We start from the raw sequence: 12489 nt of genomic DNA, 5'->3' as shown, positions 1-12489 counted from the left end.
AATCATTGACAACCATTTCTATTCTTCAAGAAAAACATTACTTTTGTGTCCCTTTTAAAGAAAGGGAAAGCGATTAGAACAAAATTGATAATTTAAAGCATTAATTACCGTGACCAAGGCAGATGTAATTGCTGAAATTTCCAGCAAAACAGGGATTGACAAAAAAGATGTTTCTGAAACGTTAGAAAAGTTTTTCGAAGTTGTAAAAGATAATTTATCCAAACAAGAGAACATTTATGTTCGTGGTTTTGGAAGTTTTATCAACAAAAAGAGAGCTAAAAAGATTGCTAGAAATATTTCTAAAAACACGGCAATTACTATTGACGAGCACTATGTACCTAGCTTTAAACCAGCTAAAGTGTTCATTGAACAAGTTAAAACGAGCACTGACCCTGCTAAATAAGGTGTAATACCACAGGTCTAGAAAGATGAAGAAATCCTATGTGATCATTCTTGTTATTGGCCTTGGGTTAACCGCCCTCATATTTCAATTACCTAAGGGAAATGTGAGTAATACTACGAGTAATGCTCCTGCTGGAGGAGCCAATCGCGATGCGAAAGGCGATGATCACCAGGATGAACATACAGAAGAAAGTGCGACAAAATCAGAAGAAACGCATGCTGCACCCTTGACGAAAGCTCAACAAGCGGCAGTTTCTAAATTAAAATCTGAATTTAGTCAAGCAAAAACAGAGGTTTCACAGTCTAATGTGTTAGATAAATTAATCAACACATTTGTGGGAGCTAATCACTACGATAGTGCTGCTCATTATGCAGGACAATTCGCCGATCAGCATCCTGCCATGAACAACCTCTTACGTGCAGGCCAATTGTATTTTGAGGCCCAAACTTATGCACTGAACCCTACCAAGGGTAAAGCCATGGGAGTAAAAGCACGTGTTTATTTTGAACAAGTATTATCGAAAGATCCGACGAACCTCTTGGTGAAAACGAATTTAGCGATGACTTACGTGGATACACCCACTCCGATGAAAGGGATTACCTTACTGAGGGAAGTGATTGAACAAGAGCCGACATTCGTGCCTGCTTTATTTAATCTAGGGATTTTGTCCATTAAATCGAATCAATTTGGCAAAGGCCAAGAACGATTCACACAGATATTGAAGCTGGAACCAACGAATTACAAAGCCGCCTTAAACCTCGGTTTTTGCTTGGCCCAGTTAGATAAATTAGATGAGGCAAAAAAAGTGCTTCGGATGGTCCTTGACAAGAGCAAAGACCCTGAAGAAACCAAAGCTGCCCAAGAGTTGCTCGCAGAAATGCAAAAACATTGAGGTTGAAAATCAACTTCTTACATTATTCAAAATTTAAACGCTAACAGGTATGCCTTGCGGAAAGAAAAGAAAACGTCATAAGATTTCAACACACAAGAGAAAGAAACGTCTTCGTAAGAATCGTCACAAGAAGAAATAGTTAGTATAATTACCTCCTTTTGGTAGCGTAATTAGGTAACCCAAAAACAGACCATCCCAAATGGCCTGTTTTTGGTGTTTGTTATATATATTAGCGTAGGGATAAGTCTGTCCCGTCTAACATTCTTCTCGTAATATATTGTGAGTAATGAATTAATCATTAATTCTACCCCCAAAGGGGATAGAATTGCCCTTTTGCAAGACAAAAGGATTGTAGAATATCATATCGAACAGTCGGAACCTCAATTCTCTGTAGGTGATATCTATCTCGGTACTGTCAAAAAATTAGTCTCTGGTCTTAACGCTGCCTTCATTGATATAGGTTATGAAAAGGATGCTTTCCTTCATTACCATGATCTAGGCCCTAACTTGAACTCACTGCAGAAATTCTCTCGTGATGTCATGAACAAAAAGGGCAAAAACATCAAGTTAGAGAACTTCAAAATAGAAGAAGAAATTGATAAATTAGGTAAAATCGATAAGGTTTTAACGCGTAATCAACTCATCTTGGTACAGGTAGTGAAAGAACCCATTTCCACCAAGGGCCCTCGTCTTTCTTGTGATATATCCATCGCAGGAAGATTCCTCGTGTTAGTTCCTTTCTCTAATGGTGTCAATATTTCTAAGAAAATTACGTCCAAAGCAGAAAGAAGCCGATTGATGAAATTGATGTCGTCCATCAAACCGAAAAACTTCGGTGTCATCGTCAGAACAGTAGCCGAAGGAAAAGCCGTAGAAGAAATGGAGCGCGATCTACGTGATTCTATTTCCAAATGGGAAGATGGTATAGCCAAACTAGTCGATGCCAAACCTCGAGACCGTGTCATTGGTGAAATGAGCCGTGCCACTTCCATGTTACGGGATTTGCTGAACAACGATTTTGACAATGTCATCGTAGATAACCAGGATTTGTACAACGAAGCCAAAGGTTATGTGCATCAAGTAGCTCCAGAAAAAGAAAAGATTGTCAAATTACACACGGGTAAAACCAAGTTGTTTGAACAAGTGGGTATCGAAAAGCAATTAAAAATGCTTTTCGGAAGATCCGTTTCTTTACCTGCTGGTGGTTACCTGATCATCGAACATACGGAAGCGCTGCACGTGATCGACGTGAATTCAGGAAATAAATCCAATTCTGAAGACGATCAAGAGGCTACTGCCTTAAGTGTTAACCGTGAAGCCGCTAAGGAAATTGCCCGTCAATTACGCCTGCGTGATATGGGTGGTATCATCGTGATCGATTTCATCGACATGAAAAAAGCGGATAACCGTAAGTTGATTCAGGACATCATGCGTGATGAAATGAGAACGGACCGTTCTAAGTACACCATTCTGCCGTTGACCAAATTCGGTTTGATGCAAATCACCCGTCAGCGTGTACGCCCAGAAATGAATGTGGCCACGCATGAAACCTGCCCTAGTTGTGGTGGTACCGGTACCATCACCGCCAGTATCGCTGTTTCGGAGATCATTGCACAGCATGTGGAACATTTGCTTACCAAGCAAAATGAGAAAAAACTCACTTTATTGGTTCATCCATTCTTAAGTGCTTACTTTACCAAAGGATTCCCTTCTATACGAATGAAATGGTTCATGACGTTTAAGTCTTGGATTCACATTACAGAGGATTCTTCCCTAGGTATTACTGACTTTAAGTTTTTGAACCATAATGGAGATGAGATCGAGATATCGTCTTAGATCATATATACTACTTCTAAGTTTTCTTTCACTATCTTTCCTTAGCTTAGGTCAATGGTGGAAGAAAACCGAAGAAGCAGAAAAGGAGCGTTCCAAAGGAATGCTTTTATTAACTTCCGAAGTACAGATTGAGGCAACCAATGCCATCAATCAAATGTACAACTTCAAATTCCCCGAAGCCGAAAGGGAATTCAATTACCTCAAAGTCAAACATCCTGATCATCCGCTGCCCGACTTCCTTTTAGGACTTGTTCAATGGTGGAAAATGGTTCCCAATACCCAAAATGAGGTATATGATGATCGCTTATTGGAATACATGGATCGAAGTATTTCCAAAGCAGAGAAAATTTGGGATGATACGGAAAACCCAGAAGCCGCCTTCTTTATGGCCGCTGCCTATGGCTTCAAAGGTCGTTTACATGCCGAGCGTAAACACTGGGCTCGTGCCACCCTCGCCGCTAAAAGTGCCTTAAAATACTTAGAATATTCCCGAGAATTTGCCGATTTCAGTCCTGAACTGATGTTTGGCGACGGCCTTTACAATTACTACTACCATTTTATCAAGCAAAACTTTAAACTATTACGTCCTGTACTTTGGCTTTTCCCAAAAGCCAATAAGCAACAAGGCATTGAACAATTAGAAAAAGTTAGCTACCAAGCCTTTTACACCCGTACCGAAGCCCGCTATTTCCTCTTGCAAATCTATGCCATGGAAAACATGTCGGAAAAGAGCTACGAACTAGCCAAATATACCCATCAGAATTATCCAGATAATCCCTTTTTCGAACGGTACCATGCCCGTTCTGCCTTCATGCTAGGCAAATTGGATGAAGCCATGGAGGTTTCCAAAAGTATTTTAAACAAAATAGATAATCACCAAGTAGGCTATGAAGGTGTCTCGGGCCGTTATGCCTCCTATATTTTGGGCTATTACCAATTATATATTTTTAGAAATCCTGCTGAAGCTAAAATCTATTTCAAAAAATGCATGGATTTCTCCATTCAAACCGCTTCCTTAGAGTCCGGATATTATTGGGCATCCGTTCTGGGCTTAGCTCGTATTGCCTACCAAGAAGGTGATTATGACACGGCCGTGGGCCATTGTAAAGAAGTGATGGATAAAGCCGACAAAAAAACAAGTCAATATACCGAAGCGAAAAAACTGCTCTCAGAGGCCAAAAAAGCCCGAAGAAAAAAGAAATAAAGAATTTAACAATTACTTAACATTGACATCATTGTTAAGCTATAGTTTTGCGACCATATTTGCACCAATATACCTTAAATAATATTTTATGTTTGGGTTAGATCCTACCTTATTCTTCTTACTATTTTTCTGTCTATTTGCTGCCTGTGCATTTGAATTCGTGAATGGATTTCACGATACAGCCAATGCCGTGGCGACAGTTATCTACACCCATTCATTAAAACCAACACAAGCAGTAATTTGGTCAGGATTCATGAATTTTGTGGGTCTATTGACTGGGGGAGTTGGTGTTACTATGAGTATCATTGGACTTCTTCCCACCGAACTGCTCATCGATACCAATGTGTACCATTCCATGGCCATGGCACTCTCCCTGTTATTTTCGGCTATTTTATGGAATTTAGGCACTTGGTACTTCGGTATTCCTGCTTCTAGTTCACATACCTTAATCGGTTCTATCATCGGTATTGGTGTTGGTCACGCCATTTTACCCGAAAACCAAACAAAAGTTAGCGCCGTCAATTGGGATAAAGCCCAAGAAATTGGACAAGCCTTATTGCTTTCTCCACTTTTTGGTTTTGCGCTAGCCATCGTCTTGATGTACATCTTAAAAAAGACCATCAAAAATAAAGAGATCTTTAAAGAACCCAAAAAGAATTCCCCCCCTCCCCTTTGGATTCGTGCTATTCTAATTACAACCTGTACTTTGGTATCCTTCTTCCATGGTCGTAATGATGGTCAAAAAGGCATAGGCCTAGTGATGGTGATTCTAATTGCCTTTTTACCAGGCTATTTTGCAATCAATTCCACCTTAGATTTGACCCGTTTACAAAAAGACTTAACCCAGATGGAGATCATTTCTGCTAAAATTGATACGACGACACTTTCTGTCAAAGAACAAGAAAGTTTCCGTATTGTTTCTAGCTCTTCCAAAGCTTTACACGAACTACTTTTAACAAAAAACATTCAAACAAGTAACTTAACTACCAAACAAAAGTTTGACATCAGAAAAGCGGCATTGAATATCAATAAGCATGCCAAAAAATTAATCGAAAGTGAATCCGTTGCTTTATCAGAAGCCGACAAAAAAGCTTTCAAAAAAGCAACTGCTGGAGATAAAGCTGCCTTTTTTGCCTTTGGTGCTACTTCAGGAACTGGCATTGCCGCTGTTACTGACTTCGCTCCCAATTGGGTGATGTGGATGGTGGCACTTTCCCTAGGTCTTGGAACCATGGTGGGTTGGAAACGAATCGTAGTAACCATCGGAGAGAAGATTGGTAAACACCATTTAACCTACGCCCAAGGTGCATCTGCTGAGCTAATTGCCTCGTTGACTATTGGTTTAGCTACTGCATACAAATGGCCTGTAAGTACCACTCACGTATTAAGCTCGGGTATTGCAGGAACCATGGTGGCATCCAAAGGTATCAAAAACCTTCAAGGTAGTACCGTGAAAAATATCGTGATGGCTTGGGTATTAACCCTCCCTGTAACCATTATCCTCGCAGCTGCTTTGTTCGTCTTTTTCCGTTGGATTACAGGATAAAAGCTTGTAATTTTGAGGGGAGCCAAAAGCTCCCCTTTTTTTTACACACCAATATAATCCATGAAACAGCTAAGCCTATTCCTAAGGCTGGTGCTTGTATTTTGTGTCCTAAGCTCAAAAGCTCAATCACCCAGGCAATATTACCACATTTCTAATGCTTGGACGGATGTCAACATTTCCGGCAAAATAGTCGGTAAATTCAGTTGGCAGCTTGAAAACCAACAAAGAAGACAAGACCGACAAGGAGATTACAATCCAGCCACCACCACGGGCAATCCTTACCATAATTTGAACCAACATGTGTTCAGGCCCTATATTCACTATCAAATGAGTCCAGCTGTGCGCTTCTCTTTGATGCCTCTTGGTTGGATTGGAACCAATCGCTTTAGCAATGGTGAGCCTTCAGCTTTCTTTTCGGAATTACGTATAGCTCCACAAATGATTTTGACACAGCAGCTCAACCGGGTGCGCATCGACCACCGTTTACGCTATGAGTTCCGCTGGTTAGGCGCCGACCAAGCCGTGAATGATAAAGGCTTCATTTATGGGGGTGATTTTTCTACTAGCACCTACAGAAAAAGATTTCGCTACCAAATCAAAGGAAGCATGCCTTTAGGAAAAGCTACCATAAAAGATAAAACCTGGTACCTACAAGCCTATAATGAATTGATGATCAATATGGGAGAAAATGTCCCCAACCTGAATATATTCGACCAAAACCGCGTATTGTTGGGTTTAGGCTATCGCATTAACTCCAACCTGTCGGTAGAAATGGCTTATATGCAACAAAGCATATTACGTTTTAACAATGCCACCAAAAATAATGTGGAAATCAATAATATCCTTCAAGTAAATCTAGCGATATCGAATTTGGAAACATTCTTTTAAACAAGGCATTTGCGTATCTTTGCACTTTGAAAAAGAAATGAAAGCCGATATCATCAAAAATTACTTTCCAGAACTGACATCCAAACAATTGGAGCAATTCGAAATGCTCTATCCTTTGTATCAGGAATGGAATGAAAAAATCAATGTCATTTCCAGAAAGGATATTGATAACCTGATGCTACATCATGTACTTCATTCTTTGGGAATCGCTAAGATTATTAATTTCCGACCAGGCACTGAAATCCTGGACGTAGGAACAGGCGGGGGCTTTCCAGGTATTCCTTTGGCGATTTTATTCCCTCAATGTACGTTTACCTTGGTAGATAGCATAGGTAAAAAAATCAAAGTCGTGGAAGGTGTTGCCGCATCCCTTGGTTTAGAGAATGTAACTGCATTACATACCCGAGTTGAAGATCTGGATCAGGACTTTGAATTTGTGGTAAGTCGGGCGGTGACCCGCATCACTCCATTTTACTATTGGGTAAACAACAAGATCAGTCCTAACCATTTCCATACCCAAAGAAATGGTATTCTGTATTTAAAAGGAGGTGATTTAACGGAAGAATTGGCCGAGTTTGGCAAAAAACATAAACTATTTGAGTTGGGAGAAATCTTCAACGAAGAGTTTTTTGAGACTAAAAAAGTGGTTTACGTACCCATGTAAACACCGTTTATTCCTTATATTGAATTTTTAATCTGTTTGAATGCCCCATATTTCAGTTGCTCTTTGTACCTATAACGGCGAAAAATACCTCCCATATCAACTGGAAAGTATAGCTTCACAAACACTAGCCATCGATGAGCTCGTTGTTTTTGACGATGGTTCTAGCGACAAAAGCTTAGAAATTTTAGACGCATTCAAACAAAAGGTGCCATTTAAGGTCCACATCCATCAGAATGAAAAGAATGTAGGCAGCAGTAAAAACTTCGAAATGTGCGTACAAGCCTGCACAGGAGATATCATATTTTTTAGTGATCAAGATGACCTTTGGTTACCACACAAAGTAGAGACATTGGTCCGCTATTTGGAACAGTATCCCGATAAAGATGCGGTATTCTCCAATGCCATCATGATAGACCGGGCGGGTAAACCCACCGGAAAAACCAGCTTTGAACAAATTGAATTCATTGAGCCTTTACAAGAGGCATGGAAGGCAGGTCGTTCCTTTGATATCTTATTGAAAGGCTATGTCGTCACAGGAGCCGCATTAGCCATCCGTTCTCAAGTAAAAAAAGAAGTATTCCCGACGCCCCACATCATACCTGAACTCATTCATGATGGTTGGATTGCCTTGTACCTGTCCATGACCAACCGCATCGCCTTTGTCAAAGAGCCATTGATTCAGTACCGGGAACATGATAGCCAGCAAGTAGGTCTCAAAAGTGAAAAGAAAGCCGTCTCCCTCATAGACCGATTCAAGCGTTCTAGAGAAGTAAAATTAGCCCAGATAGAGAAGAAAGCCACGGATTCTACTGCCCTATTCCATTATTTGAAAACCAGTGGAAAAGCCCCTGAAAATGCCTTGAAAAAAGTAGCCAGTCGGATGTTGCATTACCAAATGCGCGCCAGCTTAGCCAACAACCGATTGCTAAGAATTTGGCCGGTTTTGAAAGGAGTTTTGCAAGGAGGTTATAAATTGCATGACGGAGGCAAGTGGTGGCATCCCGTTTTAGGTGATATTATTGAATAACATGCAAACATTGGTGGGAATCCTTATTCCTATTTATAAAGAAACTATTTCGTCATTGGAACAAAAGTCTTTGCTCCAGTGCAAAAAAATATTAGGCCACTACCCCATTCATTTTGTGCTACCTGAGGGTTTAAATGCCCCTTATGTACAAGAGCATTTTCCAGAGGCCAATTTGGCTTATTTTCCTCCTTCTTTTTTTACAAGTACCAAATCCTACAATCATTTATTGATTGACCCTGCTTTTTATGAGCGATTCGTCCAACATGAGTTTATTCTGATTTACCAATTAGACGCTTATGTATTCCAAGATGATTTGGTGGCTTGGTGCCAAAAAGGCTATGATTATATAGGAGCGCCCAAATTGAAGAAGAAGCATTGGGAAAATAAAGATGCCTTCCATTGGCCTTTGATAGAGCCCATCATGATGAATGGAGGCCTATCCTTACGAAAAGTGGCCCCCATTATCAAATTTTTAAACTGGTATCATCGGCTATTTGGCACTTGGCCAGCCAATGAAGATTCACTTTTTTCAGTCTACCATAAAAGAGCCTTTCCGCTTCGCTTTTTGCTCAAATTACCTACTTGGAAAGAGGCCTTGGCCTTCGCATTTGAACAAAACCCACAAATCAGCCTTCAGCTTAATGCAGGGAAATTACCCTTTGGTTGCCATGCTTGGGAAAAATACAATCCTAGCTTTTGGGAACCTTATATGGAAGAAAAAGAATCCTAGTAATTCTTCTTTGCTAAATAATCGCGACTGATTTTTAAGCTTTCAAAAGGATCACGCTTACTCACGTCTTGCTCTACGAACCAGTATTTCAAACCTGCGGCTTTTCTAGCAGCAAAGATGCGGTCAAAATCAATGGTACCGTTTCCTACCTCAGTAAATACTTTAGTTCCTGCTTCCATGTCTTTGACGTGCCAAAGTGGGAAACGACCTGGGTGTTTCTCAAAATAAGCCACTGGATCTATCCCTGCACGACCAAACCAATATAAGTCAGCTTCCATTTTCACCAAGTCAGGCGAAGTATTTTGTAAGATAAAATCATAAGGAATAAAATCTGCCGACTTCACAAATTCAAAATCGTGGTTATGGTAGGCAAACTGAATACCTGCCGATTTAGTTGCTTCACCCGAACTAGTCAATAAGTTAGGTAGGGCCTTGTAATGATCTGTGCTACGCTCATTTGGGAATAAGAAGGCACAAACCATGAACTCTGCACCTACGTGGTGTAAATCTTCCACGGCCTTTTGCCATCCGTCCGACAAAGTACCTTTGGATTTGATGGCGATACCTGAGGTATGGTGAGAGCTAACCACTTTTAAGCCCACGCGATCTAGGATGGTTTTAAATTCATGGGCAGTTTTGCCAAAGAAAGTACCATTGTATCCGTAGATTTCTAGGTTTTTATATCCTAGGCCGGCCAATTTCTCCAAGGAACCTTCCAGGTCTTTGGCTACGGCGTCACGGACAGTATATAATTGCACACCCAAAGGCCCTAAATAAGGGTTGGCAGCAAGGCTGGAGTGAGCGTATAGACCCGAAACTCCTAAGGCTAAGCCTTTTAAAAATATTCTTCTTTCCATTGTATTAATGTGATAAAATAGATATCCACGAATTTAACTATTCCGAGAAATAAATGAAATGAATTGAGGGAATAAGTTTTGGGGGGGGAAGATAATAATTTTGGTATTGATTCAATTTTTAAAAACTATATAAAAAATCATTTGCAAAAAATAGGTTTAATAAATTTTTCATCCTTTATTTCTGTTCTCAAAATAATTTTATTCGATATGGTTCCAACAAGTATAATATATCGTACAATCCACATTAGGAATAATGGAGCTACTGGCAGTTGTTTTATTTTAGATGTAAACAAAAAACAATATTACATTACTGCAAATCATGTAATTAATGGCTTAGAAACGGGAGATTTTTTAGAATTAAATTACAAGGAAGATTGGAATAAACATAAAATCACAATAGTTGGGCACTCAAAAGATTCTGATATATCAGTATTTTCTGTACCAACTGGCATCATAGGAGGTGAAAGTATTGATGCAAGTTCAAATGATGTATTTTACAGTCAAGATATTTATTTCTTAGGATTTCCATTTGGCCTAAAATCAGAAATAGCTTCTCTGAATTCAGATTTCCCAATACCATTCATTAAAAAAGGGATTTTATCTAATTTCATTATAGAGAAACAAAAAAAGGTTTTATATCTAGATGGAATGAATAACCCAGGGTTTTCTGGAGGCCCAGTCATATACTTTCATCAACAAAGTCAAACCTTTAAATTAGCTGGTATTATCTCTGCCTATAGATTTCAGGTTGAAAATGCCATACAAAATAATCAAGAGATCAATGTTCAGATAAAAACAAATACAGGCATCATTATTTCTTATGGAATAGAAGTTGCCTTAGAATTAATTAGGGCAAACCCAATTGGAGTACCTATCTAACAAGCTATTCAAAATCTTACAACACTATGAAATATCAATAGTGTTATTTTTTAAACATTTACGAATGTGCATTTTTAAAGGCATCAATTAAATTGATTAATTTAGTTTCATTTCTATACTGATCAAACCCTGGGTCATTGAAATAATTCCAAACAGGACATCCCTTTTCCAAAGCAATTTCTAAAAATAAGAAAAATCAAATGGAAAATCTGAAAAGCTTAATGGCAATTAATTTACAAAATACACCAATAGAAGAAATTTATTCTTTAATTAATAATATTAGACCATTACCCATTTTAAAAACTGTCTATCCAAAAGGAACTTTATTAGAGCGTGCACAAAGAAACTGTGATGGCCAATTAGATTTTTCAACTGTACAGAGAATGTCTTATGCTCCTTCAAATTTTAATACTAAATATTTAAAGGCAAGCACTCCAGAAAACACGATGTTTTACGCCTCTGTAGTTACAGGAAATCAAAATCAAGGTCTAGCAAGAATAACAGCTTGCTGTGAAATCAGTGAGCTGTTAAGAGATGATTTAATTCCCATGGGTGAAAGAATAATTACAATGGGAACATGGCAAGTTCAAGAACCAATTACTTTGGCTACTATTTTTGATCCAACGAAAATTTATACAATTAATTACTTAGAAGAAATAAAACTTGCATATCTAACACACTTAAATAATTTTTCTTATTTGAAAGAAAAAGGATTAGCTTATCTACAATTTTTATCTAAAGAATTTTCTAAAAATGTAAAGTCTGGAAATAATCATGAATACTACATTTCTGCTTTATTTTCAAATTTAATATCTAAAACTGGATTTGACGGAATCTTATATCCAAGCGTTAGAAGTGCAGAGAATGGATTATGCATAGCTTTGTGTCCAGCTGTTGCAGATGGATTGCAACTGATACAGGTTAACAAATGTCTTATTCAAAAAAAGGATGGAGAAATTTCAATAAGCTATTTAAAAAGATGTAATGTTGTACCAAACTCAGAAACATTTAAACTTCTAGATTTAATTAAATCATAATAACACCACAAATATTCACTACATCAACATATACAAAACAGTGGAATACGAATCGTTGCATTAGTTCAATTTGAATTATAATAGATCTCACGACCAAATCAACAATAAAGTACCATTTTTTCCACTTTGAGAGTTGGAATTTATCTTCATCTAATATTTTTACCTATAATCAAGATAAAATCAATTAATTGAATAAATGTACGTACAAAATACGTACATTTACAAAAAATAGTAAGAATGAAAAGCAGCATAAAAGAGCAAAGTCGGTTTGATGCTAGACTTCCCAAAGAACAAAAGCAATTATTTGAAAAAGCCGCAACACTAGGTGGCTACAGAAACCTCAGTGATTTTGTATTTCAATCTGCACAAGAAAAAGCTCAAGAGATCATCCAGCAACAAGAATTGATTCTTGCCAGTGAAAAGGATGCTCAACTATTTTTTGATGCTTTAACGCATGCTAATGAACCCTCAGAAGGTTTGAAAAAGGCCTTGCAAGAATACCAACAATGGACAGCTAAGATTTAAT

The 12489-nt window shown here is 38.4% G+C and carries 13 protein-coding genes; 12 read left to right on the top strand and 1 reads right to left on the bottom strand.

Annotation, left to right across the window (positions count from 1 at the left end):
- Nucleotides 1–109 precede the first annotated feature (109 nt).
- The 9 genes from EWU23_RS08425 (at nt 110) to EWU23_RS08385 (ending at nt 9190) form a co-directional block, all read left to right on the top strand.
- The gene (locus EWU23_RS08425) at nt 110–403 is read left to right on the top strand and encodes an HU family DNA-binding protein (protein WP_109321911.1); all 294 of its coding nucleotides are present in this window, start codon (nt 110–112) and stop codon (nt 401–403) included.
- 25 nt (nt 404–428) lie between these two features.
- Nucleotides 429–1295, top strand: coding sequence for a tetratricopeptide repeat protein (locus EWU23_RS08420; protein ID WP_166230769.1), 867 nt, complete (start codon nt 429–431; stop codon nt 1293–1295).
- Between the two features lie 279 nt (nt 1296–1574).
- Nucleotides 1575–3131, top strand: coding sequence for an Rne/Rng family ribonuclease (locus EWU23_RS08415; protein WP_166230766.1), 1557 nt, complete (start codon nt 1575–1577; stop codon nt 3129–3131).
- Entirely contained in the window at nt 3109–4335 is a 1227-nt protein-coding gene (locus tag EWU23_RS08410) for a tetratricopeptide repeat protein (protein WP_235942181.1), read from the top strand. Before EWU23_RS08415 ends, EWU23_RS08410 begins: the two co-directional genes overlap by 23 nt.
- Before the next feature lie 88 nt (nt 4336–4423).
- Nucleotides 4424–5881 carry an inorganic phosphate transporter gene (locus EWU23_RS08405; RefSeq protein ID WP_166230763.1) on the top strand — a complete coding sequence of 486 codons (1458 nt, stop codon included), beginning with the start codon at nt 4424–4426 and terminating at the stop codon, nt 5879–5881.
- 60 nt (nt 5882–5941) lie between these two features.
- Entirely contained in the window at nt 5942–6769 is an 828-nt protein-coding gene (locus tag EWU23_RS08400) for a DUF2490 domain-containing protein (protein ID WP_166230760.1), read from the top strand.
- A 37-nt stretch (nt 6770–6806) separates the two neighbouring features.
- Nucleotides 6807–7433, top strand: coding sequence for a 16S rRNA (guanine(527)-N(7))-methyltransferase RsmG (gene rsmG / locus EWU23_RS08395; RefSeq protein WP_166230757.1), 627 nt, complete (start codon nt 6807–6809; stop codon nt 7431–7433).
- Nucleotides 7434–7473: 40 nt separating this feature from the next.
- The gene (locus EWU23_RS08390) at nt 7474–8460 is read left to right on the top strand and encodes a glycosyltransferase family 2 protein (protein ID WP_166230754.1); all 987 of its coding nucleotides are present in this window, start codon (nt 7474–7476) and stop codon (nt 8458–8460) included.
- A gap of 1 nt (nt 8461) precedes the next feature.
- Nucleotides 8462–9190, top strand: a complete 729-nt coding sequence (locus tag EWU23_RS08385; RefSeq protein ID WP_166230751.1) for a DUF5672 family protein — start codon at nt 8462–8464, stop codon at nt 9188–9190.
- Here the strand turns inward: EWU23_RS08385 and EWU23_RS08380 are convergent.
- Nucleotides 9187–10047 (bottom strand): sugar phosphate isomerase/epimerase family protein, encoded by an 861-nt coding sequence (locus tag EWU23_RS08380; RefSeq protein WP_166230748.1) that lies wholly within the window; start codon nt 10045–10047, stop codon nt 9187–9189. The two genes, EWU23_RS08385 and EWU23_RS08380, sit on opposite strands and share 4 nt — an antisense overlap.
- Nucleotides 10048–10125: 78 nt before the next feature.
- Between EWU23_RS08380 and EWU23_RS08375 the strand changes: the two genes are divergently transcribed.
- The 3 genes from EWU23_RS08375 (at nt 10126) to EWU23_RS08365 (ending at nt 12488) form a co-directional block, all read left to right on the top strand.
- A complete protein-coding gene (locus EWU23_RS08375) occupies nt 10126–10926 on the top strand; it encodes a S1 family peptidase (RefSeq protein ID WP_166230745.1) in 801 nt (266 codons plus the stop codon).
- A gap of 200 nt (nt 10927–11126) precedes the next feature.
- On the top strand, nt 11127–11963 hold the full coding sequence (locus EWU23_RS08370) for an RES family NAD+ phosphorylase (protein WP_166230742.1): 837 nt from the start codon (nt 11127–11129) through the stop codon (nt 11961–11963).
- 237 nt (nt 11964–12200) lie between these two features.
- Entirely contained in the window at nt 12201–12488 is a 288-nt protein-coding gene (locus EWU23_RS08365) for a type II toxin-antitoxin system TacA family antitoxin (protein WP_166230739.1), read from the top strand.
- Nucleotide 12489 lies beyond the last annotated feature (1 nt).

The organism is Aquirufa beregesia (assembly GCF_011090385.1).
In the GTDB taxonomy this organism is placed as follows: domain Bacteria; phylum Bacteroidota; class Bacteroidia; order Cytophagales; family Spirosomataceae; genus Aquirufa; species Aquirufa beregesia.
Note: the sequence above shows the minus strand (reverse complement) of the source record. Positions and strands in the feature narration are given on the sequence as shown.